This window comes from Streptomyces sp. NPDC040405 (genome assembly GCF_055595765.1).
The window spans coordinates 920,000-942,662 of the sequence record NZ_JBVIVI010000003.1 but is presented as its reverse complement, the minus strand read 5'-3'; the positions used below and the strand labels follow the sequence as shown (position 1 = coordinate 942,662).

Below are 22,663 nucleotides of genomic sequence, written 5' to 3'. Positions count from 1 at the left end.
GGGATGGCCTAGAAGGGGTAATGGGCGTGCTGGGTGGCGAGGGTGATCCAGCGGGTGTCGGAGAACGCCTCGATGCCCCAGCGGCCGCCGAAGCGCCCGTAGCCCGACTGCTTGATGCCGCCGAACGGGGCCTGCGGCTCGTCCGCCACCGACTGGTCGTTGATGTGCACGATGCCGGTCCGGATACGGCGGGCGACCCGCAGCCCGTGGGTGCCGTTCTCGGTGATGAGGCCGCAGGTCAGCCCGTGGTCGGTGGCGTTGGCCAGGGCGATGGCCTCGTCGTCGGTGGCGAAGCTGGCGACCACGCACACCGGGCCGAACGCCTCGGCGTGGTAGAGGTCCATGTCCTCGGTGACCCCGCTCAGCACGGTGGCCGGGTGGACCGAGCCCTCGGGAGCGCCGCCGCCCGTGAGCACCGTCGCGCCCTTGGCCACCGCGTCCCGCACCAGCGCCGCCACCCGCTGCGCCGCCTCGGGGCGGACCAGCGGGCCGACGACGGTCGTCGGATCGGCGGGGTCGCCGCAGGGCAGCGTGGCGACCTTGGCGGCGAACTTCGTGGCGAACTCCTCGGCGAGGCTCGCGTGGACGAGGATGCGGTCGCCGGACATGCAGATCTGGCCGGAGTTCATGAACACACCGAAGGCGGCGGCGTCCACCGCGTAGTCCACATCGGCGTCGTCCAGCACGATGATGGCGTTCTTGCCACCCAACTCCAGTACGGCGGGCTTGAGTTGTTGCGCGGCGAGGGCGCCGATGACACGGCCGACGCCGGTGGACCCGGTGAAGTTCACCATCCGTACCCGCTCGTCGGCGATCAGGGCCTCGGCCACCTCGGCGGCGTCCTCGGGGGCGTTGGTGACCACGTTGAGCACACCGTCGGGCAGCCCGGCGTCGCGCAGGACGTCGGCGACGAAGAGTCCGCAGGCGAGCGGCGCGTCCTCGCTCGGCTTCATCACCACGGTGTTGCCCGCCGCGAGCGGGGCCGCGACCGCGCGGACACCGAGGATGACCGGCGCGTTCCACGGGGCGAAGGCGGCGACGACGCCCATGGGTTCCCGCACGGCGAGCCCCAGCGCCCCGGCCTCCTGGGTGTTGAGCACATCGCCGCGCGGCGCGGTGATGGCGGCGGCGGCCTCGCGCAGGATGTTGGCCGCCAGCGCCACGTTGAAGTGGGCCCAGGGCGCGGTGCCGCCCGCCTCGTTCCGCATGAACTCCGCGGCCTGCTCGGCGCGGGACTCCAGCAGGTCCGCCGCGGTGAGGAAGATCTTCCGGCGGGCGAAGGGCGCCATCGCGGCCCACTCCGGGAAGGCCGCGTCGGCCGCGGCCACCGCGTGTGCCACGTCCTCGGGCCCACCGGCCGCCACGGTGGCGTACACCTCGCCGGTGTAGGGGTTGAGGTCGTCGGCGGTGCGGCCCGAGGCGGCCGGAGTGTCCTTGCCGCCGATCAGCAGGTCGCGCGTGATGGTCATCCCGGTGTCCTTCGTGGTCGCGTGCCGAACAGCCTGTGCGCGCAGTGAACTTGAATTCACCGCGGGTGTGCGGGCCAGTCTCCGACGACGTTTCGATATGTGTCAATCGAGAGCTGTGTCAAGGCAGAACGGTGCCATGGAAGAACAGTCCCATGCGAAGAACGGCGCCGCGGGAGAACGGTGTCAACCGGACGCGGCCGACCGCCGTGCCCGCCGTCCCGGCCACCGCACTCCCCCGGCCGAGGTGACCGCCACCACCCCCAGCAGCGCGAGCGCGGCGGCAGGGGTGAGCACGGCCCAGGGTGCGCGCTCGGCGTAGGGGTGGTTCTCGGCAAGGAGGCGGCCCCACTCGGGGGACGGCGGCTGGGCACCGAGGCCCAGGAAGCCGAGGGAGGCCAGGGCCAGCGCCACGGCGGGCAGCCGCAGCAGCGCGTGGCGCGTGACGGGCGGCAGTACGGCGGGCAGCAGGTGGCGGCGGAACAGGTGGCGACGGCCCGCGCCGAGGGCGCGGGTCGCGGCGAGGTGGGTGGCGGCGCGCTCCTGGTTCAGCAGGGCGGCGGTGTGCGCGGCCAGCGGTGCCCAGGCGACGGCGGCGACGGCGAGCGCGGGGGTGTAGGGACCGGCCCCGGCCGTGCCCGCGACCAGCAAACCGGCGAGCACGGGCGGTACGGAGTTGGCGGTCTCGACGAGCCCGCCCGCCAGCCGGGGCAGCAGGCCGAGCAGCAGCCCCACGGCCAGGGCGCAGGCGCTCACCGCGAGGGCGAGGGCGAGGGTGGTGAGCGCGCCGTGTCCCACCCGGGCCAGCAGATCGCGGCCGAGCGCGTCCGTACCGAACGGGTGCCGCCAGGACGGGGCGTCGAGGCGGGCCATGGGGTCCAGGGCCATCGGATCGCGGAGCGCGCCGATGGCGACGACGGCCAGCAGGACGGCCCCGTACAGCAGCGGGAGCGCACGGGCAGACGGCCCGAACGGCCGGTGGAGGGAGGGCAGTTCGCCGTCGCGCAGCGCCGGGCCCAGCAGCAGCCGGGCCCCGAGCCGGGCGAGGCCACCGGCGGCGGTGGCGAACACGATGAGCACGAGGGTTCCGGTCTGGAGGACCGGCAGGTCCTGGGCGAGGGCCGACTGAAGGGTGAGGCGGCCGAGCCCGGGGATGTCGAAGACCTGCTCGACGGCGACCGCGCCGCCGGTGAAGCCGACCACGAACAGGCCCAGGTTGGGCAGCACTCCGGGGACGGCGCGGCGCAGCGCGTGCCGGGCGATGCGCCGGGCGGGGAGGCCGCGCGCGGCGGCGGCCCGCACCCAGGGCTCCGCGAAGGCGCCGGGCAGGACGTCGTCCAGGATGCGGCCGAGCGCCGCGCCGACGGGCAGGCCGAGCGCGAGGGCGGGCAGCGGCAGCCAGGGCCAGCCGTACCAGCCGACGGCGGGCAGCCAGCCGAGCCGCACCCCGATGACGGCGGCCAGGACGGAGGCGATCAGGAACTCCGGCAGCGCGGCCAGGGACGCGCCGCCGCTCCCCGCCCCGCGCGGCAGCGGTCGGCGCAGCGCGCCGCGCCACAGGGTGCGCCCGCACACCGCACCCGCGGTGGCCACCGCGACCACCAGCGCTCCGGCCATCAGCAGCAGTGAGCAGCCGAGCGCCTGGGCCACCATGGGGGCCACGGCCGTACCGGAGAGCCAGGACGTCCCCGCGTCGCCGTGCGCCAGTCCGCCGAACCAATGGCCGAGGAGGTGCAGCGGCCCGGCGTCCAGATTGAGGTCGCGGCGGATGGCGTCCAGTACCTCGGGGGTGGGATCGCGCTCGGCCGCGCGCGCCTTGAGCACGGTGCGGGCGGGGTCGGTGCGGGACAGCCAGGGCAGCAGGCCGATGCCGCACAGCAGCAGGAGGGCGAGCGCGGCGCGCCACAGCGCGGTCAGCGCGGTGGACCGTCCGTCGGTGGTGGTGGCCGCGGTGCGGCGTATGCCGGTCAACGGTGTGTACCGGGGCCGATGAGGGCGCGCTCGTACGGGTCCAGTTCCACTCCCCGCACCGAGGTGCCGACGCCGTGGAGGATGCGCTGGTGCACCAGAGGTACGACGGCGTCGGTGCGGAGGATGGCGGTCTGGGCGTCGAGCGAGGCGCGGTGGCGTTCCTCGGTGTCGGCGCGGGAGTCGGCCTCGGCGACGGCCCGGTCCACGGCCTTGTCGCACACCCCGGACAGGTTGTAGCTGCCGCGGCAGGTGAAGTCGCTGGCGAGGTAGGAGACGGGGTCGCCGGTGTCGAGCATGGTGTTGCGCGCGGCGACGACGGCGTCGAACTTGCCCGCGAGGGCGTCGGCCTCCAGCCGGGAGTACTCCCGGACCTGCAACTTCACCGTGAATCCGGCCTTCTTCAGCTGTTGTTGCACCACTTGGGCGGCCTCGGGCAGCTCGGGCCGGTTGTCGTAGGTGCCGAGGGTGATCGAGGTGTTCTCGACGCGTGCGGCCGAGGGGCGGCCCGCGGGCGCGGGCTGTTTGCCGGTGGCCCAGGAGAGGGCGGGGCCGAACACGCCCTGTCCGGGGTCGGCGTGGCCCTCGTACACGCCCCGCGCGAACACGCCGGGCCGGGTGGCCTCGCGGACGGCGGCCCGGACCTTCGGGTCGGCGAAGGGGCCGGACCGGGTGTTGAGGAAGAGGCCGGTGGTACGGGCGGTGGGCACTTCCCGGACGGTGGGCTTGTCGAGGGTGGCCGCCTGGGAGACCGGGACGGCCTCGGCGATGTCCGCCTCGCCGGTGCGCAGGGCGTTGGTGCGGGCGGTGCCGTCGGCGATGAAGCGCACGTCGATGCCGGAGGCGTGGGCGAGACCGCCCCAGTAGTCGTCGAAGCGGTTCAGGGTGGCCCGGGTGGCACCGGCGGACCGGCCGAGCGTGAAGGGGCCGGTGGCGGTGCCGACCGGGTCCGGGGCGTCCTTCTTGTCGTACGCCTTCGGGGAGCCGTACGCCTTCGGGGACAGGATGGCCAGGCTCGGGCTGGAGAGCGTGAGCGGCAGCGCGGGGTACGCGGTCGCGGTGGTGAGCCGGACCCGCCGCTTCCCCGCGGGCCTGGCCGTGAGCTTGACGCCGGAGAGCGCGGCGGGCACCGGGTCGGCGTGCGCCGCGCGGTTCAGGGCGTTCGCGACCGCCTTCGGGGTGACGGAGGTGCCGTCCTGGAAGCGGGCCTCGCGCAGGGTGAACAGCCAGTCGCGGCTTCCCTCCCGGGCCCAGGACTCGGCGAGCGCGGGCGACGCCGAGCCGTTGCCGTCCAGCCGGGTCAGCCCCTCGGTGACGCCGAGCCTGCTGAGCAGCGTGGCGTCGGCGCCGTACGGGGAGAAGCGCTCGGCGGGCGGAAAGGCCATCGCGACCCGCAGCCGGTCGCCGCCGCCCACACCGGAGCCGCCCGCCGCGTCGTAGGCCGTGCCGTCCGGCGAGGCGAAGCAGCCGGTGAGCAGCGGGAGGAGCAGCAGAGCGGCGGCCGTCCGACGGCGGACAGGGGGCATGGGTCAGGTTCTCCAGATGCTGCGCCGGGAGGGGAGCCAAAGACTACATGACAATCATTTCCACTAACCCGGCAGGGTCAGGCCATGGGAACCTCGAAGTGCAGGACCCGGCTGTCCCCCGGCTCCTCCCGCTCGTCGCACACGGCCTTCCCCAGCGACCGCCAGAACGGCTCGGCGCCGGGCACACCCGGGTCGGTGTGCAGATAGACGGCGCGGTAGCCGCCGTCGGCCGCGGCGAAGTCGAGCAGCGCGCCCACCAGGCGGCGGGCCAGCCCCCGGCGGCGGCACTCGGGCCGTACGTACACCCGGCGCAGCTGGGCGGTCTCCCCCGACGGGTACCGCTCGGCCAGCCACGCGGGGTTGGGTGGATGGGCCGGTCCCCGGGAGTCGAGGGCCCCGGTCCCGGCGACCGTCCCGTCCCGCTCGTCCACCGCGACCAGCAGGGTGTGCCGCGGCGAGCGCAGATAGGCGGCGCCGGGATCGATGATGTCGGCGTGCCAGCGCGGCACGTACCCCGTCCCGAAGTCGCGGTAGACGGTGTCGAGCATCACGCCGCGGGCGGCGTCGAGGTCATCGGCTGTCGCGGTCCTGATGCTGTATTCATGCACCTGCAGATCGTACGCAATAAGCTCCCGGTGCGATCAGCCGGCCGCCCCTTCGCGGTCGGCGGCCGGTTCGTCGGCGAGGTACGGCGGCGCGGGCTCGTACTGGATGTAGCGGCGTACGGCGCGGGCGTGGTCGACGCCGTGGAGACGGCCGACGAGCCACAGCGCCATGTCGATCCCGGCCGAGACGCCCTGACTCGTGACCAGCGAGCCGTCCACCACGTACCGCGCGTCGCGCACCACCGTGATGTCGCCGCGCGCTTCCAGCGCGTCCTCGAAGAGATGGTGGGTGGCGACCCTGCGGCCGCGCGCCGGGCCTGCCTCGTGCAGCAGCAGCGCCCCGGTGCACACGCTGGTGGTCCAGTCGGCGGCCGCGGAGGTGCGGCGGATCCACTCGATGACCGCCGGGTTGGACACCTCGCCGCGGGTGCCGCTGCCGCCCGGCACCAGCAGGACGTCCAGCGGCGGATGGTCCTCCAGGGTGTGGTCCGGCAGCACCCGCATGCCCTTGTTGCAGCGGACAGCGCCGGGCTGTTCGGCGATGAGGACGGCGGTGTCGGCGTGGTCGCGCAGCATCGAGGAGACGGTGAACACCTCCCAGGGTCCGACGAAGTCGAGTTCCTCGGCCCCTTCGAAAACCAGCAGCCCGTACGTCGTCATATCTGCTCCTTCGTGGATCGGAATCGGTCCCGGTAGTCGGACGGCGCGACGCCGACCTGCCGGTGGAACGCGCGGCGCAGGGTCTCGGCGGTGCCGAAGCCATAGCGCCGGGCGATGGTTTCCACGGGGTCGTCGCCCCCCGCGAGCGCACGCTGCGCCGCCTCCACCCGCACCCGCTCCACATAGGCCGCGGGAGGGGTGCCGAGTTCGGCGGTGAATCTGCGCTGCAGATGGCGGGGGCTCATCCCGGCGCACGCGGCCAGCTCGGCGATGTCGTGCCGGGCGCCGGGGTCGGCATGGATCGCGGACACCACGGCGCGCAGCGAGTCGGTGGCGGGCTGCGTCGACCACAGCCCCACGCTGAACTGGGACTGGCCGCCGGGGCGGCGCAGGAACAGCACCATCTCGCGGGCGACGGCGTGGGCCACCTCCCGCCCCAGATCCTCCTCGACCAGGGCGAGCGCGAGATCCATCCCGGCCGTCACCCCGGCCGAGGTCCAGACCCGGCCGTCCCGGACGAAGATGGGGTCGCTGTCGACCCGCAGGCCGGGATGTTCCCGGGCGAGCTGCTCCGCGCGCGCCCAGTGGGTGGTCACCCGGAGCCCGTCGACGAGCCCGGCGGCGGCCAGCAGGAACACCCCGCTGCACACCGAGGTGATCCGGCGGGCGCCGACCGCGGCAGCGGCGATCCACCCGGTCAGCGCCGGATCGTGGCACGCCCGGTCGACCCCGGCGCCGCCCGCCACCACCAGGGTGTCGATGCCGCCGGGGTCGAGGTCGGCCACCCCGTGCGCGGCGTGCACCGGCAGTCCGCTGGACGACGCCACGGGCCCCGGGCGGGGTGCCACGATCTGGTGGCGGTAGCCGCCCGCGAGCGCGGCGGCGTGCTGGAACACCTCGTGTGGGCCGGTGAGATCGAGGGACTGGAACCCGTCGAAGATCACGAAGACGATGCGTCGCTCGTTCACCCCTCAAGGCTGCGTTCCCGCACCTCATGGCGTCAACGACACATACCCCACACATCGCGCCATGCGGTGCGCAGGGACCGCAGGAACCCGCCGCGGCGCCGCACCGGGCCGGGCGCGGCCGTACGGGACGACCGGGCGGCGCGGGACGGCGCGGCGGTACGGGGCGGCGGGCTCGTGCCCGGCGGGGTGGCCACGGGGACCGGGGCCGCCTCGGGCGGCCCGGTCGGGGGTGCGGAGGCGTCGGTCTGGGCGGGGACGGTGTACTGGCGTGCGGCTTCGGCACGTACCAGCGCACCCATGGCGGCGTAGACGTCGATGGGCATGCGGGGGCTCCTGCGGTGTCGGACGGCGGCTGGCTGATCCGGGCAGGCCGTACCGCACCCGCGCTGCGCCCGTACGGCGGCGGCACATACGGAAGACACGGGGGATGCGGGAGAGTTACGGGATGCGGATACGGCCCGGGGCCCGCTCAGCAGCGCAGGACGACGTCCCGTGCGGGGAGCCTGCGGGGTGCGGCCTCGGCGGCGGAGCCGGAGACGGCGCTGCCCGCCGTACGGTCCGTGGCGCGAGCGCGGACGACCGCGACGGCGAGGTGCAGCGGCGCCGTGGGAAGGGACCGGTGGGAGCCGACCGAGGTGGCGCAGGCGCTCCCGGGATGACCGGCCGGGTGGCGGCCCAGTTCATGGGCGGCGCGGGCGGCCGGACGCGGGTCGGACGGATCGTCCCTCTCCGGCGACGCGGCCGGTGACAGGACGCCGGGCCCGCAGCGGTTCGCGGAGGGCGGCGGCGGATGGACGGCGCCGAGGGAGAGCAGACCGTGCAGCAGCGTGAGCGCCAGCAGCGCGATCAGCAGGACGGTGCACGGCCGACCGGGAGTAGCGCGGTGGTCCGTCTCGCGGCCGTGCACCATGCGGCCTCCCTCACTGGTCTCCTTCCAGAGAACCGCGAAGAGCGGAAGCCAGCACTCCGATAGCCCGAAAGAGTCGGGCATTTCACCCGTGTCGGTTACCTCCTCGAACACACATATCTATATAACGCGAGGAGGTGGGTGGGTGAGGAGGCGTCAGTCCGAGGACGCCGCGCCGGACTCCGGCAGCGCGTCGAGCAGTGCGGTCGGCGCGGCCTGCCGCCAGGAGTCGACGAGAATGTCCCGCAGCTCGTCGGCGTCCTCCAGGGCGGCGAGCCGCACCCGCACCCAGGCGAAGCCCGCCTCGTGGTCGGCGATCCAGAACTTCTCCGGCTCGGCGAGCACCAGCTCGTCCCGCTCCACCTTGGGGCACCGGACGGCCATCGAGGTCTCGTCCTCGGGGAGCGTGGCGAACATCTTCCCGGCGACCCGGAAGGTGGGCATGGACCAGGCGATCTTCTCGGTGGTCTGCGGCAGCGACAGCGCGATCCGGCGGACATCGTCAGGCGTGATCATGGCATGACCGTAGAGCACACCACCGACAATGCCACCGGGAGCGCCGGGGGGCTGTGTGACTAGCTGTCGTACACGTACGGCGTGGTCGTGGTCAGCGGCGCGAAGCCGAGCCGCTCCAGGATCGGGCGGCTCTGGTCGGACGCGTCGACCTGGAGGTAGCGGTAGCCGCGCTCGGCGGCGATGCGGGCGCGGAAGGCGATCAGGGCCCGGTACAGGCCCCGGCCGCGCCACTCCGCCACGGTGCCGCCGCCCCACAGCCCGGCGAAGTCCGCTCCCGGGGGCAATTCCATCCGCGCGGCGCTCACCGGCCGGTCACCGGCCATGGCGACGACCGGGACGACCGTGTCCGGCGCCTCGCGCAGCCGGCTGAGCAGCCGGTGCCTGAGGTGGCCGCTGTCGGTGCCGAACGCCCGCGCGTGGACGTCCACCATGAGATCCACCCCCGCGGCGTCGGTGACCTGGAGCAGCCGAAGGCCCTCGGGGAGGTCGACGGCGGTGGGCAGGTCCCGCACCGGGGCGACCATCACCGTCTCCTCGGGCTCGGCGGTGAAACCCGCCGCCGCGAGCCGCCCGCCGAGGTCACCGGGCCGGTCATGGGCGTACAGCTTCCACTCGAAGGCGCACCCCCGGGCGGTGAAGTACCGTATCTGCGCCGCGATGGCCGCATCCGCCGTGGCCGCGTCCAGATCCGACCAGCGGACGCCGTTCCAGTCGTCGGCGGCGCCGGTCTGCCGTACCACCCCGGCCACGCGCTCCACCCGGGTCCCGGGTCCGTCGGGCTGTGCCCCCTGTCTCAGCTGCCGGTCGAACAGCTCCCGTACCGCGTCAAGGTCCATCCGGTCACCTCAGCACCGGGGGTCCGCGCCCGCAACCGGTTTACCGGCGGGGTCACTTGACGGTCGGGGCTGCCCGTACCGTCAGGACAGCAGGCCGTCGAGCCGTTCCACGACGGCCGGGGCCTCCCGGCGCAGGGCGGCCAGGTCCAGACCCTCGTCACCGAGGACCACCAGCAGCGCCTGCTCGCCGACGGCCAGGACGACGCTGTAGCCACCGTTGCAGCGGGTGACCACCTCGCGCAGGCTGCCCAGCCCCACTTCGGCGGCGGACCGCTTGCCCAGCGCGAGCGAGGCCGCGGAGAGGGCGGCCAGGGACTCCGGCTGCACGTCGGCGGTGTCGGCGGCCACCAGCAGTCCGTCCGTGGTGGCGATGATGCTCTCGGAGATGCCCAGGACCTGCCCGCGCAGACCGGTCAGTTCCTTGACGAGGTCGCCGGACGACGCACCGGCGGCGGGTGGGGGGTTGGTCATGGGGGTCCTCCTCGGACTCCTTCGGGGCTCGCCGTCGCCGCGGTCGGGGGCCGCGGCGGCGGTACGAGCCGGTGGAACTCCTGAAACCCGCGGTGGTTTCCCACGGGGAGATGAGGCCCACGGACACCGGGTGCCCATGGGAGTCGCCGTCCGTCCCGGGATCAGCCGGTACTCTCCGGCCGCCGGTCGACCGGGGTACGTCTGGGCAGTCCGCCGCCAGCGGGTGCCACGGCGCGCGGCGGCTCCGCGGCGGGGTCTCGGGGGGCGACCCGGGGCGCGGTGGCCGGAGGCCGCGGGGGCTCTGGCGCGATGAGCTGAAGCGCCTTCATACGGGAGATGTCGAGCATCACCGGGTAGACGCCGCGGCCCAGCGCGAAGGCGATGTCCCGGGGCGTACGGCGTCCGTCGGCGCTGAGGAGGATGTCGCGGTAGCGGGCGGAGAGCCGCCCGATCACGGCGGTGGCCCGGGCGGACGGCCGGATCCGCTCGTGGCCGAACTCCCGTACCGGGCCGAGGGACTTGGCCAGCTGCCGCACCCGGCGACTGGTCTCCTCGGTGAGCCGCCGGGGGTCGGTGCCCGCCCGGTGGCTGAGCCGGGGGCCCGGCGTCTCCAGGTCGACCTGCCAGCTGTCGGGGGTGCTGAGCGCCATGGCGAAGGCGGCGTCGTAGAGGGCGCCCACGCACAGGATTTCGAGTTCGGCGGCGCCGATGTGGCCCAATTCGACGAGCGTGGCGTCGAGCGGTCTCCCGGGACCGGCCGCGGTGCAGGCGGCGTCCCACTCCGGTTCGCCGATCCGCCGGGACTTCAGCAGCAGGGCCTCCGCGGTGGGCGCTCCGGGGGTCTCGATCGCGCGGATCGCTCCGTGGTGCAGATGGATCGTCCCGCCGATCGGCCCGGAGACCGACACGGCTCCGCTGAAACGATCCTGCTGGAGCGAGAGCAGCAGGCCGGGAACGTTGCGCGGCGACGTACGGTGGCGCGGGGAGCCGTCGTGGCGCGGGGAGCCGTCGTGGCGCGGGGAGTCGCTGTGGCGCGGGGAGCCGTCGCTCATGTCAGCACGGTCTTCGCGGAATCGGCCATGTGCCGCATGGCGAGGGCGAGATTGGTGCGGTCGCGGTCGGCCGCGGCGCACAGCAGCAGGGGGTCCTGGCCGCGCGGCACCACCTGGGTGAGGTGGTGGAAGCGCGTAGTGGTGACGACGACGCTCTCCAGCTCCCCCGCCGCACCGGCCTGGTTCAGCCGGTCGCTGATCAGGCTGATCGTTTCTGCCAGGTCCTCGCCCCGGCCGACGGAGTCGGCGTCCCCCACCGCTGCGTAGGGGAGACCGGTGACCGCGTCCACCAGACGGACGCCCAAAACTCCCGGAGACGCGAGCGCTCCGGAGAGCGCCGCTTCGGCTGCGTTCACCTGTGACCTTTCACTGCGTAGCATCAGGCACGATAGTTTAAGCATCATCTTGCACAACTTGGACCACTCGGCTACTAGTTATGGTTCCCGAGCTATCGTCTGCCGACAGCTTTGGTACCAACGGAACAATGGGCTCCGGCTATCGGCCTTGCGAAGGAAGCACATGAACATCGAGAGCGCCCTCAAAGAAGCGATGGCCATCGACGGGGCACTCGGGGCCGCGCTCGTGGACTACGAAAGCGGCATGTCGCTCGGGTCCATCGGCGGGGGGCAGGAACTCGACCTCGAAATCGCCGCTGCGGGCAACACCGAGGTCGTCCGGGCCAAGGTCCGCACGCTCGCCACGCTTGGCATCACGGACGCCATCGAGGACATCCTGATCACGCTGGGCACGCAGTACCACCTCATCCGGCTGATCGCCGGCAGCGGCGGGTCGCTCTTCCTCTACCTGGCCCTGGACCGGGCGCGGGCCAACCTGGCGCTCGCCCGGCACGGGCTGAAGCGCATCGACAACGAGCTGAACGTCTGACCCTTAAGCCATGACGGATCTCGACGTACTCAGGGTGTTCTGCGGTCCCCGCGGCCACGGCGGCAACGAGCTGGGCGTGGTGCGCGACGGCAGCGCCGTGACCGGTGAGCGGGCACGGCAGGAGCTGGCCGCCCGGCTGGGCTTCAGCGAGACCGTCTTCGTCGACGATCCGGAGCGCGGCGTCGTCGACATCTACACCCCCAGCGTCCGGCTGCTCTTCGCGGGCCATCCGCTGGTGGGCGTCGCCTGGCTGCTGGACCTCCCCGAGCTGCTGCCGCCCGTCGGCGAGGTCCCGGCCCGCCAGGACGGCGAGTTCACCTGGATCGGCGGCCACCCCGCATGGGCGTCCGGGCGGCGCACCCGGCAGCACGCCTCCGCCGCCGAGGTCGACGCCCTCCCCTCGCCTCCGGAGGGAGAGGGCTGGCTGTACGCATGGGCATGGCAGGACGAACCGGCGGGGCGGGTGCGCGCCCGCGCCTTCCCGCGCCGCGGCGACGGCATCGTGGAGGACGAGGCCACCGGCGCCGCCGCCCTGGTGCTCTCCGGTGAGCTGGGCCGCGCCCTCAACATCACGCAGGGCAGGGGCTCCCAGATCCTCACCAGCCCCCAGCCGGACGGCTCCATCGAGATCGGCGGCCGGGTCGCCCTCGCCGAGGTCCGCTCGCTCTGACCTGGCCCCGCGTCAGTAGAGGTGGCGCAGCGCGGGCCACAGCTCCGGCCAGGGGCGGTCCGTTCCCGTGCACAGCACGACCGCGGCGCCCTGTTCCTCGTTGTCCACACCGTGGCGGTTGTCGACCCGGGCCACCCGGCGGCAGCCGGTGAAGTGGCGGGTGACGCGGTCGCTTCCGTCCTGGTGGATCAGCAGCACCGGGCCGTCGGCGGAGGCGGGCGGCGGGCCCCAGTCGGCGTAGCTCATATGGCCGGAGTACGGGCGGGGCAGCCCGCGGGACGGGCCGTAGCGGGCGAGGGCGCCCGCCTCGCCGTAGTTCTCGGCGAAGATCACGGCGCGGGCGCGCCGGTCGGCGGGGATCCGGGACCAGCCGGTCGCGGCGGCGTCCACCAGGGCGGGCCAGCCGATCTGTTCGCCCTGCTCCGGGTTGACCGCGTTCACCACGGACAGCGCACCGGGCGGCAGCACCGGAAGGGTCACCACGGCGCTCATCACGGCCGAGACGACGACGGCCACCGCCACGAGGGCGGTACGGGCGGTACGGGTCATCCATCGGGCCACTGGCTCGCAGCCCGCCGCCAGGAGGACGAGGAGCAGCGGAAGCGCGTAATACGGTTTGCCCCCGGTCAGCAGCACCAGCGCGCACAGCAGCGGATACGCGAGGGCCACGGCGCGGGCCCAGCGCAGCGCGGGGTCGCGCCACAGCCGCCGCCAGCCCGCGATCCAGACGGGGACGAACAGCGGGGACAGATAGACGATCTGCTGCGGGACGAACATCAGCCGGTTCTCTGCGCCGTCGTCGGAGCTGATCCCGTCGGCCACCGTCAGCTGCGGCCAGCCGTGCGCCGCCTGCCACCACACGTTCGGCAGGGCGAAGGCCGCCGCCACGGCGGCTCCGGCCACCCACCATCCGCCGCGCAGCGTCCGCCGCGGCCCGAGCGCGAGCACGGCCGCGAGCAGGACGGCGAGCAGCAGCACCACCAGGTATTTGTTCAGCAGACCGATCCCGGCGGCGGCCCCGGCCGCGAGCCACCAGCGGCCGTCCCCGGTGCGCAGCGCCCGTAGCACCAGCAGACAGATCAGCAGCCAGGCGAGCAGGTCGAAGGTGGTCGTGGAGACCATGTGCCCGGTGCCCAGGACGATGCCCGAGACGGCCGCGCAGCACGCCGCCAGCAGCTGCGCCACGCGGCCCCCGCCCAGCTCCCGGGCCAGGGCGGCGACCAGGACGACGACGGCGGCGCACGCGAGGGTGGCAGGCACCCGCAGCCCGGCCGGGCTGTTCCCGAAGACGGCGGTGGCCGCCCTGGCGAGCAGCGGGGTCAGCGGGGGCTGGTCCACGTACCCCCAGGCCGAATGGTCTCCGGCGGCCAGGAAGTACAGCTCGTCGCGGTGGTATCCGTAGCGTCCGGAGAGCGCGGTGAGCACCGTGGCGACGGCGGCGGCGACGCCGAGTACCGGGACGGTGGCGAACGGCACTGGTGCCGCCCGGTGGTTCGTCGCGCCCATGGCACACTCCCCCGGCGTACGGCGCCCCCTGCGCCGTTGGCCCGACCGCAGCGTAGCGGCGTGCCGCCACCCGCCGCACCCGGAACGACCGCGTCCAGTGGCCCGCTTCAGCGCAGGGCGCGCAGCGCGTCGCCGAGGATGGCCACGCCTTCGGCGATCTCGGTGGCCGTGCGCGCGGCGTAGCCCAGCACCAGTCCGGGCCGGTGCGGGCGGCGCTGACCGTGCCAGGACAGCGGCTGGGCCTTCACCCCGCGGGCGAGCGCGGCGGCGGCCAGGTCGGTGTCGGCGAACGCCTCGGTGTCGGAGGCGGACCCGGCGTCGAAGGTGACCGTCAGATGCAGTCCCGCCGCGGCGCCGTGCACCACCGCGCCGGGCAGCCGGGCGGCGATCGCGTCGATCATCGCGTCCCGGCGGCGGCGGTGGCGGGTGCGCAGCAGCCGCAGCTGACGCTCCATCACCCCCGACTCCATCAGGTGCGCCAGCACCAGCTGGGGCAGCGCGGCGTTGCCGAGGTCGGCGTAGCGCTTGGCCTCGACGACGGCGTCGCGGTACGGGGGCGGGGGGATCATCCAGCCGATGCGCAGGGCGGGGGCCAACAGCTTGGACACGCTTCCGACGTACGCGACCCGTTCCGGCAGCATCGAGTGCAGGGCCGGGACCGGGGGCCGGTCGTAGCGGTGCTCGGCGTCGTAGTCGTCCTCGACGATGAGCCCGCCCGCGTCGGCCCACCGCGTCAGCTCACGGCGCCGGTGGCCGCCGAGCACCACCCCGGTGGGGAACTGATGGGCCGGGGTGACCAGGACGGCGGGTGCGCCCTGGGCGCGCAGCGCGTCGACCCGGATCCCCTCGGCGTCGACCGGGACCGGCGGGGTGTACAGCCGCGCGTGGCGCAGGTGCTGCCGGACCCCGAGCGATCCGGGGTCCTCCACGGCGACCTCGCGGATGCCGTCGTCGCCGAGCACCCGTCCGAGCAGCCCGAGGGCCTGTGTGGTGCCCGCGACGACCACGATCTCGTCGGGATCGGCCCTGATCCCGCGGTTGCGGGCCAGCCAGTGGGCGATGGCGAGCCGTAGCTCCGGAGTGCCCCGCGGGTCGCCGTATCCGAAGTCGGCCGGGGTGAGGGCGGCGAGGACGGTGCGTTCGGCACGCAGCCACGCGGCGCGGGGGAACGCGGTGAGGTCGGGAACGCCGGGGGACAGATCGATCCGGGCCGGGGCCGCGCGCAGCACGTCGAACACGTCCGCGCCGGGCTCGGTGGCGAACGGACCGCCCGGCGTCCCGGGGCCGGGCGGCGGCGTCAGCACGGGCTCCCGTGCCGTCACGGGAGCGGCGACGACGACGGTCCCGCCGCGCCCGCGCCCGGCGACATGCCCGTCCTCGGTGAGCCTCCGGTACGCCTCGGTCACCACGCCCCGGGAGACGCGCAGTTCGGCGGCGAGCACCCGGGTGGCCGGAAGCCTGCACCCGACCGGCAGCCGTCCGTCGGCTATCGCGCGCCGGAGCCGCCGGGCCAGCCAGTCGGAGAGCCCGCCGGGCGGCGCGTCGCCGAGGTCCAGCTGCAGGAAGTCGGCGCCGGGCGCTATGGACCCGTGGAGAGTGCCTTCATTGGACCTGTCCATCGGACCATTGTGACGCCAGGATCGACGCGTGAAGGTGCTGGCGGGGAAAACCGAGTGAGGGGCGCGGGATGACGGCGATCGGCTATGTCCATGGCTATTCGCAGCACGAGGCCCGGCGGCTGGGCGATCAGGCCGACGTCCTGGCGGAGCTGCTGCACACCGGCACGGCGTATCCGCCGGGGAGCCGGGTGCTGGAGGTGGGGTGCGGAGTCGGCGCCCAGACGGTGCATCTGGCCGCGAACAGCCCGGGGGCGCGGCTGGTGGCGGTCGATGTCTCCGAGACGTCGCTCGCGCAGGCCCGTGCGCGGGTGGCGGCCCAGGTGCCCGGGGCCGACGTCGCGTGGCAGCGGGCCGATCTGTTCGATCTGCCATTCCCCGATGCCGCCTTCGACCATCTGTTCGTGTGCTTCGTGCTGGAGCATCTGCCGGACCCGGGGAAGGCGCTGACCGCGCTGCGGCGGGTGCTGCGGCCGGGAGGCACCGTCACGGTCATCGAGGGGGACCATGGCTCGGCGCTCTTCCACCCGCGCAGCGCCTACGCCCACGCGGCGATCGGCGGCCTGAACCGGCTGCAGTCCGAGGCGGGCGGAAACGCCTTGATCGGGCGGGAGTTGCAGCCGCTGCTGACCCATGCCGGATTCCACGGCGTCACGGTCCGGCCGCGGACCGTCTACGCCGACCGGACCCGGCCCGACCTGGTCGAGCGATTCACCCGCGACACCTTCATCGCCATGGTGGCATCCGTCCGGGAGGACGCGCTGGCCGCGGGGGTGTCCACGGCCGCCGACTGGGACCGGGGCATCGCCGATCTGCACCGGACCGCAGACGCTGACGGCACTTTCCACTACACGTTCTTCAAGGCGGTCGCGCTCAATCCGCGGTATCCGCCGCGTAGTTGATGGCGATCCGGGCGCCGAGCCGGGCGTTGTTCTTGACCAGCGCGATATTGGTGCGCAGGCTCTCGCCCTTCGTCAGCTCCACGATGCGGCCCAGCAGATAGGGCGTGGCGTCCTTGCCGCTGATGCCCGCCTCCGCCATTTCGGCCAGGGCCTGTTCGATGATGCCGTCGATCCGCTCGGCGGGGATCTGGTCCGCCTCCGGGACCGGGTTGGCGATGCTCAGCCCGGCCGGGAGGCCCAGATCCCACTGGGCGCGCATCACGGCGGCGATCTCCTCCGGGGAGTCGGCTCGCAGCGGGGAGGCGAAACCGCTCACCCGGGAGTAGAACGCGGGGAAGTCGTCGGTGCCGTAGGTGAGCACCGGCACGCCCAGGGTTTCCAGGGTCTCCAGGGTGAGACCGATGTCGAGGATGCTCTTCACCCCGGCGCTGATGACCGCCACCGCGGTGGTGGACAGCTCGGTGAGGTCCGCGCTGATGTCGAAGGACTGCTGCGCCCCGCGGTGCACCCCGCCGATGCCGCCCGTGACGAAGACCCTGATCCCGGCGAGCGCGGCGAGCCGCATCGTGCTCGCCACGGTGGTCGCGCCGTGGCCGCCGCGCGCCATGACATGCGCCAGGTCGCGCACGCTGACCTTGCCGACGCCCCCGTCGGTGGCCAGCAGTTCCAGATCGGCGCGGCCCAGTCCGATGCGCGGGGTGCCGTGGAGGACGGCGATGGTGGCCGGGACCGCGCCCTCGGCGCGGATGATGGCCTCGACCTCGGTGGCCATCTCGACGTTCTGCGGATACGGCATGCCGTGGCTGATGATCGTGGACTCCAGCGCGACCACGGGCCGTCCGTCGCGCAGGGCCTCCCGGACCTCCTCGGTCAGGGCCAGCCGGGGGTGGGGGGTGGTCATGTCGTCCTCCGCGGTGGGGCGTGTCGCGCGTCCTCGACGAGGCGCGAGGTCAGATCAGGCCGTACGGTGGCGGTGGTCGCCACCGTCAGCGCGGCGGCGGCGTGGCCGTAGCGGGCGGCGGCCACCGGGTTCTCGCCGGTGAGCAGGGCGTGGACGAACGCGCCGAGCATCGCGTCTCCGGCGCCGGTCACGTCCTGGACCTCGGCCGGGGGTGCGTCGAGGAAGGTGAGGCCCTCCCCGACGCCGCTCAGCAGGGAGCCGCGCTCGCCGAGCCGCACCCATACGTACTGGACGCCGCGCTCGTGCAGCGCGGCCACGGCGTCCCTCAGTTCCCGGTCGTCGTCGCCGGTGCCCCGGCCGGTGTCGCGGCCGGTGAGGGCGCCCAGCTCGGCCACATTGGGGGTGACGGCGAAGACCGGGCGCCCGGCGGCGAGCAGCGGCGCGAGCAGCGCCGCCTTGGGCACGCTCACCGGGTCGATCACCGTCTGGACCCCGGCGGCGCCCGCGATGTCCAGCGCGTAGGCCAGCACCGGGGAGGAGAGGTTGCCGTCGAGCACCAGCATGCTCGCGTTGCCGATGAGTTCGCGCGCGGGCTGCAGCTGCTCGGGGCCGAGCCCGTCCGTGGCCGCCATGTCGGCGATGGCCACGGCCAGTTCGCCGTTCTCGTCCAGCACCGCCGTATAGGTGCCGGTGGGGTGCGTACCGCGGTGGACGTGGTCGATCCGCACCCCGGTGGCCTGGGTCTCGCTCAGCAGCCGCTCCCCCGCCGGGTCCCGGCCGACGGCGGCGATGAGATGGGTCGGGGTGCCCAGCCGGGCCAGGTTCTCCGCCACGTTGCGGGCCACCCCGCCGGGGCTGGTGTGGGCGTGCCCCGGGTTGCTGGTGCGGTACGCGAGCGGCGCCAGGCTGCGCACCTTGACGTCCACGTTGGCGCCGCCGATGACCACCACCGCGTGCTCCTGGCGGAGGATGTAGCCGCGCCCCAGGACGGCGCCCTTCTTGCCCAGGTTGGACAGATGGACGTTGACCGCCGCCCGGGTGGTGCCGAGGGCGTCGGCGATCGCCTGGGCTCCGGCCAGCGGGTCCCGGCGCAGCTGCGCGAGAACCTCCCGCTCCCGTCGGGTCAGCATCATGTTCAGGACAGTAAAGGAAATTTAGCCCGATAAACAGAGCGCCCCGGGTGGGGCAGGAAATGACGGGAGAACACGTGATGACATCCTGAGGGGCACAAGGCTTGCCGGACCCGCTCGGCAACAGCCCGGGGGACGTGTCCGGTGATGAGGAAGAAGGCCGATGAGACTCTGCTTTCTGGTGGAGGAGCGCTATCGCCATGACGGAATGCCGCAAGAGGTGATCCGTCAGCTCACCGCCTGGGGCCATCAGGTGGACATCCTGCGGCCCGGCAGCTCCCTGCTGCGGATATCCGACGCCATGGAGGCCGGAAGCCATGACGCCTGGGTGCTCAAGACCGTGTCCGGCGGGCCCGGTCTGACGCTGCTGGAGGCCGCCGCCGCGGTCGGGCTCACCACCGTCAACGACGCGCGGTCCATCCGCGGGGTGCGGGACAAGGCGCTGGCGGCGGCGATCGGCCGCAGCCGTGGCCTGCCGGTGCCGACCACCTACGCGGCGGCCCGCCCCGAAGCGCTGGCGGAGATACCGGAGTCGGAGTTCCCGCTGGTGGTCAAGCCCGCGGACGGCAGCTCGGGACGGGCGGTGCGGCTGGTGCCGTCGCCGGACCGGCTGGCGGCGCTCGGCCCCGAACTGGCCCAGGAGGGCATGCTGATCGCCCAGCCCTATGTGCCGAACTCGGGCATCGACCTCAAGGTGTACTGCGTCGGCGGCGAGTTGTACGCGACCGAGCGCGGCTCGCCGCTCGGCCCGGACCGGGGCGTACGGGGGCGCCGGGCCGCGCTGACCCCCGAAGTGGCCGCGATCGCCGCCGAGGTCGGGACCGTGTACGGGCTCGACCTGTACGGGGTGGACATCCTGCTGGGACCGGACGGCCCGGTGGTCGTCGACGTGAACGACTTCCCCAGCTTCAAGGAGGTACCGGACGCGGCGGCGCGGGTGGGGCGCGCGGTGCTGGAGCTGGCCCGGCGGGGCGCGACCGGGCCCGGCGCGGTGCTCGGCGCCCTGCCCGCACCCGTGCGGGTGCCGGTGCCGCTGCCCGCGACGGTGGGGGGTGCCGGATGAGGGTCGGTCTCATCACCGCCGACCCGGGCCATCAGCTCCTCGCCGACACGAAAGCCCTGCTGACGCCGAGCCATGAGCTGGTCGCGATCGACCCGGAGGCCGCGGCCGCGCCCGGCGGGCCCACGGCCGTGCCCGGCGGGCTCGCCGACGTCTATCTGCTGAAGGCGCGTACGCCGAGGGCGCTGGCGCTGGCCCGGTCCCTGGAGGAGCGCGGCGCGGCGGTGGTCAACTCCGCCGCGGCCACGGAACTCTGCCAGGACCGGACGGCGATGGCGGCGCTGGCCCGGCGGGCGGGTCTGCCGTTCGCGGAAACCCGTACGGTGTCCGCGCTCGGACAGCTCGACGCGGCGCGGCTCGCGTACCCCGTGGTCGTCAAGAGCCGGTACAGCCGCCGCCGCGATCTGGTGGCCCGGGTGGACGGCCCCCTGCGCCTCGCGGAGCTTGCCGCCGCATGGCCCGACGAGCCCGTGGTGGTCCAGGACTTCACCCCCAACGACGGCTGGGACCACAAGCTGTGGGTAGTCGCGGACACGGTGTTCGCCGCGCTGCGGACCTCCGAGCTGGCCGTGGGCAGGGAGGGCCGTCTGACGCTGCCGCTCCCCCTGGACGATCTGCCGCCCGGATGGCTGGATCTGGTGCGTCGGGTCGGGTCGGTGTTCGCGCTGGAGGTGTACGGGGTGGATGTGCTGCGCGGGCCGGACGGGCCGGTGATCGTGGACATCAACGCGTTCCCGGGGATCCGGGGGCAGGCGGGAGCGCCGGAGGCGCTGGCGGCGCTGACGGTGCGGGCCGCCGCCACCCGCCCCGCCGTCCGGGCCTGATCGGCGGATCAGCCAAGGCACCCCCTAGCTGCAACGCGTCCGAAAAATAGGGGTTGTAGCCGTTCGGGCCGACCCGGCAGGCTTGTATCCGTGCGCGCGAGCGCGCGCCGTCGGACCAGTGGCACGAAAGGACGTCAGGTGACCGCAAACCCCACCGGCACCAGTCTGTGGATCAGGCAGTTTCATCCCGCGCCGGACGCGACGACGCGGCTCGTCTGCCTGCCGCACGCCGGCGGATCGGCCTCCTACTACTTCCCCGTGTCGAAGGCGCTCGCCCCGGCGGTGGACGTGTTCGCCATCCAGTACCCGGGCCGCCAGGACCGCCGTAACGAGGAGTGCGTCAGCACCATCGGCGAGCTGGCCGACGCGCTGGTGCCCGAGCTGCTGCCGTACACGGACAAGCCGCTCGCGCTGTTCGGGCACAGCATGGGCGCGACGCTCGGCTTCGAGGTGGCGCTGCGCCTGGAGCAGAAGGGCGTGGTGCCGGTGGTGCTGTTCGCGTCGGGGCGGCGCGCGCCGTCCACGCGTCGCGACGAGTCGGTCCATCTGCGCGACGACGACGGTCTCATCGCCGAGATGCAGGCGCTCAGCGGCACCGATTCGCAGGTTCTCGGGGACGAGGAGCTGCTGCGGATGGTGCTGCCCGCGATCCGCAGCGACTACAAGGCCGCGGAGACCTACCGCTACACGCCGGGTCCCCCGCTCACCACCCCCATCCACGTCCACGTGGGCGACAGCGACCCCAAGGCGACGGTCGACGAGGCCCGCAAGTGGGGCGAGCACACCACCGGCGGCTTCGAGCTGCACACGTACAGCGGTGGCCACTTCTACCTCAACGACGAGGCACCGGCCGTCATCGCGTCCATCTCGCAGACGCTGTCGACGCTGCGCCCCTGACCCGCGCCGCGCCACCCGGCCTTCGCCGCCCGCCCGTCGGTCACCCCGGCGGGCGGACACCGCCCAGGACGTTGCGGGTGTAGTCCTCGGCGGCGGCTTGCAGGCCCACGTCGCCCTGGCACCGTTCGGCCAGCAGCCAGCGGTGTTCCAGCACCTCGTAGTAGATCTGCGCGATGTCGGCGGAGCCGCGCAGCTCCAGGGGGACGGTCCGCACCGTCGGCCGGAACTTGTCGCGCACCCAGCGGTGGGCCAGCACCTCCGGGCGGGCGCCGAGGGGGTCGCCGGGGGCGTAGTCCTCCTGGGTGGCCATCCACGCCTCCAGGTCGTTGAGCAGGCTGCGGGCCTGGTTCTCCTCCGCGTCGAGACCGGTCAGCCGCAGCAGCTGGCGCTGGTGGTGGCCCGCGTCGACCACCTTCGGCAGGAAGGTGACCGACTCCCCGTCCGGTGAGCGCTCGATCTGCATCTCGGCCACGTCGAAGCCCAGGTCGTTCAGGCGCCGCACCCGCCGGTCGATGTAGCGGCGCTTGGCCACCGGATAGACGGACTGCCGGGTCAGCTCGTGCCACAGCGCGGTGTACCGCTCCTCGATGTCCTGGCCGAACAGCACCGGATCGACCGAGGGGTGCAGGGATCCGCTCGCCTCCAGGTCCATCAGCTCCCCGGCGATGTTCACCCGGGCCACCTCCACGTCGTACGACCGCTGCCCGTCGGTGAGCTTCGGCTGGATCTGCCCGGTCTCGGCGTCCACCAGATACGCGGCGTACGCGCCCGCGTCGCGGCGGAAGAGGGTGTTCGACAGCGAGCAGTCCCCCCACGCGAAACCGGCCAGATGCAGCCGCACCAGCAGCACGGCGAGCGCGTCGAGCAGCCGCTTGATGGTGCTGGGCCGCATGGTCGTCTCGAACATCGAGCGGTACGGCAGCGACCCCACCAGATGGCGGGTGACCAGCACCGGCTCCAGCGGCTCACCGTCCCGGCCGGACCGCCCCGTGACCACAGCGAGCGCGTCCACGGCGGGAATGGCGAGCCGGTCCAGGTCGCGCAGCAGCCCGTACTCGCGCACCGCCGCCCACTCCCCGACCTCCTTGACGGCGACCACCTCGCCACCCGCCTGCGCGAACCGCACGACGTGGCGGGAGATGCCGCGCGGCAGGGCGACCAGATGCTCTTCCGGCCACTCCTCCAGCGGTATGTGCCACGGCAGATCGAGCAGGGACGCGGGCTGCTCGGGCGAGGTGGCGGTGATCTGGAGCTCCATGGGACAACAGTGTGCGGCACGGGTGTGCGAACTCCGGAG

24 protein-coding genes are annotated in these 22,663 nt (G+C 73.7%); 6 read left to right on the top strand and 18 right to left on the bottom strand.

Going from position 1 to position 22,663, the window contains the following annotated elements; genetic code table 11:
• Positions 1-8: 8 nt before the first annotated feature.
• The 13 genes from ACZ59A_RS17745 to ACZ59A_RS17685 form a co-directional block, all read right to left on the bottom strand.
• Positions 9-1,469 (bottom strand): aldehyde dehydrogenase family protein, encoded by a 1,461-nt coding sequence (locus tag ACZ59A_RS17745; RefSeq protein ID WP_470959616.1) that lies wholly within the window; start codon positions 1,467-1,469, stop codon positions 9-11.
• A 183-nt stretch (positions 1,470-1,652) separates the two neighbouring features.
• Positions 1,653-3,437, bottom strand: coding sequence for an ABC transporter permease subunit (locus ACZ59A_RS17740; protein ID WP_470959614.1), 1,785 nt, complete (start codon positions 3,435-3,437; stop codon positions 1,653-1,655).
• Complete coding sequence (locus ACZ59A_RS17735) at positions 3,434-4,960, bottom strand: ABC transporter substrate-binding protein (protein WP_470959612.1); 1,527 nt, start codon at positions 4,958-4,960, stop codon at positions 3,434-3,436. Before ACZ59A_RS17735 ends, ACZ59A_RS17740 begins: the two co-directional genes overlap by 4 nt.
• A gap of 77 nt (positions 4,961-5,037) precedes the next feature.
• Positions 5,038-5,568: a GNAT family N-acetyltransferase gene (locus tag ACZ59A_RS17730; protein WP_470959611.1), complete on the bottom strand. Its 531-nt coding sequence runs from the start codon at positions 5,566-5,568 to the stop codon at positions 5,038-5,040.
• Positions 5,569-5,601: 33 nt separating this feature from the next.
• Entirely contained in the window at positions 5,602-6,225 is a 624-nt protein-coding gene (locus ACZ59A_RS17725) for a DJ-1/PfpI family protein (protein ID WP_470959610.1), read from the bottom strand.
• On the bottom strand, positions 6,222-7,193 hold the full coding sequence (locus tag ACZ59A_RS17720) for a GlxA family transcriptional regulator (RefSeq protein ID WP_470959608.1): 972 nt from the start codon (positions 7,191-7,193) through the stop codon (positions 6,222-6,224). The genes ACZ59A_RS17725 and ACZ59A_RS17720 overlap by 4 nt, the downstream gene beginning before the upstream one ends.
• Positions 7,194-7,225: 32 nt before the next feature.
• Positions 7,226-7,516 carry a hypothetical protein gene (locus ACZ59A_RS17715; RefSeq protein ID WP_470959606.1) on the bottom strand — a complete coding sequence of 97 codons (291 nt, stop codon included), beginning with the start codon at positions 7,514-7,516 and terminating at the stop codon, positions 7,226-7,228.
• A 146-nt stretch (positions 7,517-7,662) separates the two neighbouring features.
• Positions 7,663-8,103: a hypothetical protein gene (locus ACZ59A_RS17710; protein WP_470959605.1), complete on the bottom strand. Its 441-nt coding sequence runs from the start codon at positions 8,101-8,103 to the stop codon at positions 7,663-7,665.
• 153 nt (positions 8,104-8,256) lie between these two features.
• Positions 8,257-8,616: an MmcQ/YjbR family DNA-binding protein gene (locus ACZ59A_RS17705; protein ID WP_470959603.1), complete on the bottom strand. Its 360-nt coding sequence runs from the start codon at positions 8,614-8,616 to the stop codon at positions 8,257-8,259.
• A 59-nt stretch (positions 8,617-8,675) separates the two neighbouring features.
• The gene (locus tag ACZ59A_RS17700; RefSeq protein WP_470959602.1) at positions 8,676-9,452 is read right to left on the bottom strand and encodes a GNAT family N-acetyltransferase; all 777 of its coding nucleotides are present in this window, start codon (positions 9,450-9,452) and stop codon (positions 8,676-8,678) included.
• Positions 9,453-9,533: 81 nt separating this feature from the next.
• Positions 9,534-9,923, bottom strand: a complete 390-nt coding sequence (locus ACZ59A_RS17695) for a roadblock/LC7 domain-containing protein (RefSeq protein WP_468045839.1) — start codon at positions 9,921-9,923, stop codon at positions 9,534-9,536.
• Between the two features lie 161 nt (positions 9,924-10,084).
• On the bottom strand, positions 10,085-10,975 hold the full coding sequence (locus ACZ59A_RS17690) for a hypothetical protein (RefSeq protein WP_470959600.1): 891 nt from the start codon (positions 10,973-10,975) through the stop codon (positions 10,085-10,087).
• Positions 10,972-11,331, bottom strand: a complete 360-nt coding sequence (locus ACZ59A_RS17685) for a hypothetical protein (protein ID WP_470959599.1) — start codon at positions 11,329-11,331, stop codon at positions 10,972-10,974. The genes ACZ59A_RS17690 and ACZ59A_RS17685 overlap by 4 nt, the downstream gene beginning before the upstream one ends.
• A 163-nt stretch (positions 11,332-11,494) precedes the next feature.
• Between ACZ59A_RS17685 and ACZ59A_RS17680 the strand changes: the two genes are divergently transcribed.
• Positions 11,495-11,860, top strand: coding sequence for a hypothetical protein (locus ACZ59A_RS17680; protein ID WP_468045833.1), 366 nt, complete (start codon positions 11,495-11,497; stop codon positions 11,858-11,860).
• Between the two features lie 10 nt (positions 11,861-11,870).
• On the top strand, positions 11,871-12,530 hold the full coding sequence (locus ACZ59A_RS17675; protein WP_470959597.1) for a PhzF family phenazine biosynthesis protein: 660 nt from the start codon (positions 11,871-11,873) through the stop codon (positions 12,528-12,530).
• A 12-nt stretch (positions 12,531-12,542) separates the two neighbouring features.
• Here the strand turns inward: ACZ59A_RS17675 and ACZ59A_RS17670 are convergent, their stop codons facing one another.
• Both ACZ59A_RS17670 and pdxR read right to left on the bottom strand, forming a co-directional pair.
• On the bottom strand, positions 12,543-14,036 hold the full coding sequence (locus tag ACZ59A_RS17670) for a glycosyltransferase family 39 protein (RefSeq protein ID WP_470959595.1): 1,494 nt from the start codon (positions 14,034-14,036) through the stop codon (positions 12,543-12,545).
• A 107-nt stretch (positions 14,037-14,143) separates the two neighbouring features.
• A complete protein-coding gene (gene pdxR, locus ACZ59A_RS17665) occupies positions 14,144-15,655 on the bottom strand; it encodes a MocR-like pyridoxine biosynthesis transcription factor PdxR (protein WP_470959593.1) in 1,512 nt (503 codons plus the stop codon).
• A gap of 68 nt (positions 15,656-15,723) precedes the next feature.
• On the opposite strand from pdxR, the gene ACZ59A_RS17660 reads away from it, so the two are divergent.
• Positions 15,724-16,554, top strand: a complete 831-nt coding sequence (locus tag ACZ59A_RS17660; protein WP_470959592.1) for a methyltransferase domain-containing protein — start codon at positions 15,724-15,726, stop codon at positions 16,552-16,554.
• Here ACZ59A_RS17660 and ACZ59A_RS17655 read toward each other — a convergent pair.
• Entirely contained in the window at positions 16,526-17,455 is a 930-nt protein-coding gene (locus ACZ59A_RS17655; protein WP_470959591.1) for a pseudouridine-5'-phosphate glycosidase, read from the bottom strand. The two genes, ACZ59A_RS17660 and ACZ59A_RS17655, sit on opposite strands and share 29 nt — an antisense overlap.
• Positions 17,452-18,588 (bottom strand): PfkB family carbohydrate kinase, encoded by a 1,137-nt coding sequence (locus ACZ59A_RS17650; RefSeq protein ID WP_470959589.1) that lies wholly within the window; start codon positions 18,586-18,588, stop codon positions 17,452-17,454. Before ACZ59A_RS17650 ends, ACZ59A_RS17655 begins: the two co-directional genes overlap by 4 nt.
• A 160-nt stretch (positions 18,589-18,748) precedes the next feature.
• Here ACZ59A_RS17650 and ACZ59A_RS17645 point away from each other — a divergent pair, with 160 nt between their 5' ends.
• The 3 genes from ACZ59A_RS17645 (at position 18,749) to ACZ59A_RS17635 (ending at position 21,366) form a co-directional block, all read left to right on the top strand.
• On the top strand, positions 18,749-19,648 hold the full coding sequence (locus ACZ59A_RS17645) for an ATP-grasp domain-containing protein (RefSeq protein ID WP_470959587.1): 900 nt from the start codon (positions 18,749-18,751) through the stop codon (positions 19,646-19,648).
• Entirely contained in the window at positions 19,645-20,469 is an 825-nt protein-coding gene (locus tag ACZ59A_RS17640) for an ATP-grasp domain-containing protein (RefSeq protein WP_470959585.1), read from the top strand. Before ACZ59A_RS17645 ends, ACZ59A_RS17640 begins: the two co-directional genes overlap by 4 nt.
• 138 nt (positions 20,470-20,607) lie before the next feature.
• The gene (locus ACZ59A_RS17635; protein ID WP_470959583.1) at positions 20,608-21,366 is read left to right on the top strand and encodes a thioesterase II family protein; all 759 of its coding nucleotides are present in this window, start codon (positions 20,608-20,610) and stop codon (positions 21,364-21,366) included.
• A gap of 40 nt (positions 21,367-21,406) precedes the next feature.
• Here ACZ59A_RS17635 and ACZ59A_RS17630 read toward each other — a convergent pair whose 3' ends face one another.
• Entirely contained in the window at positions 21,407-22,624 is a 1,218-nt protein-coding gene (locus ACZ59A_RS17630) for a DUF4032 domain-containing protein (RefSeq protein ID WP_470959581.1), read from the bottom strand.
• Positions 22,625-22,663: the final 39 nt, after the last annotated feature.

What these genes read in the sequence shown, in the direction of transcription:
- ACZ59A_RS17745 (WP_470959616.1), bottom strand. Translation starts at nt 1,469, where the DNA reads ATGACCATCACGCGCGACCTGCTGATCGGCGGCAAGGACACTCCGGCC.
- ACZ59A_RS17735 (WP_470959612.1), bottom strand. Translation starts at nt 4,960, where the DNA reads ATGCCCCCTGTCCGCCGTCGGACGGCCGCCGCTCTGCTGCTCCTCCCG.
- ACZ59A_RS17725 (WP_470959610.1), bottom strand. Translation starts at nt 6,225, where the DNA reads ATGACGACGTACGGGCTGCTGGTTTTCGAAGGGGCCGAGGAACTCGAC.
- ACZ59A_RS17715 (WP_470959606.1), bottom strand. Translation starts at nt 7,516, where the DNA reads ATGCCCATCGACGTCTACGCCGCCATGGGTGCGCTGGTACGTGCCGAA.
- ACZ59A_RS17710 (WP_470959605.1), bottom strand. Translation starts at nt 8,103, where the DNA reads ATGGTGCACGGCCGCGAGACGGACCACCGCGCTACTCCCGGTCGGCCG.
- ACZ59A_RS17705 (WP_470959603.1), bottom strand. Translation starts at nt 8,616, where the DNA reads ATGATCACGCCTGACGATGTCCGCCGGATCGCGCTGTCGCTGCCGCAG.
- ACZ59A_RS17700 (WP_470959602.1), bottom strand. Translation starts at nt 9,452, where the DNA reads ATGGACCTTGACGCGGTACGGGAGCTGTTCGACCGGCAGCTGAGACAG.
- ACZ59A_RS17695 (WP_468045839.1), bottom strand. Translation starts at nt 9,923, where the DNA reads ATGACCAACCCCCCACCCGCCGCCGGTGCGTCGTCCGGCGACCTCGTC.
- ACZ59A_RS17690 (WP_470959600.1), bottom strand. Translation starts at nt 10,975, where the DNA reads ATGAGCGACGGCTCCCCGCGCCACAGCGACTCCCCGCGCCACGACGGC.
- ACZ59A_RS17680 (WP_468045833.1), top strand. Translation starts at nt 11,495, where the DNA reads ATGAACATCGAGAGCGCCCTCAAAGAAGCGATGGCCATCGACGGGGCA.
- ACZ59A_RS17675 (WP_470959597.1), top strand. Translation starts at nt 11,871, where the DNA reads ATGACGGATCTCGACGTACTCAGGGTGTTCTGCGGTCCCCGCGGCCAC.
- ACZ59A_RS17670 (WP_470959595.1), bottom strand. Translation starts at nt 14,036, where the DNA reads ATGGGCGCGACGAACCACCGGGCGGCACCAGTGCCGTTCGCCACCGTC.
- pdxR (WP_470959593.1), bottom strand. Translation starts at nt 15,655, where the DNA reads ATGGACAGGTCCAATGAAGGCACTCTCCACGGGTCCATAGCGCCCGGC.
- ACZ59A_RS17660 (WP_470959592.1), top strand. Translation starts at nt 15,724, where the DNA reads ATGACGGCGATCGGCTATGTCCATGGCTATTCGCAGCACGAGGCCCGG.
- ACZ59A_RS17655 (WP_470959591.1), bottom strand. Translation starts at nt 17,455, where the DNA reads ATGACCACCCCCCACCCCCGGCTGGCCCTGACCGAGGAGGTCCGGGAG.
- ACZ59A_RS17650 (WP_470959589.1), bottom strand. Translation starts at nt 18,588, where the DNA reads ATGATGCTGACCCGACGGGAGCGGGAGGTTCTCGCGCAGCTGCGCCGG.
- ACZ59A_RS17645 (WP_470959587.1), top strand. Translation starts at nt 18,749, where the DNA reads ATGAGACTCTGCTTTCTGGTGGAGGAGCGCTATCGCCATGACGGAATG.
- ACZ59A_RS17640 (WP_470959585.1), top strand. Translation starts at nt 19,645, where the DNA reads ATGAGGGTCGGTCTCATCACCGCCGACCCGGGCCATCAGCTCCTCGCC.
- ACZ59A_RS17630 (WP_470959581.1), bottom strand. Translation starts at nt 22,624, where the DNA reads ATGGAGCTCCAGATCACCGCCACCTCGCCCGAGCAGCCCGCGTCCCTG.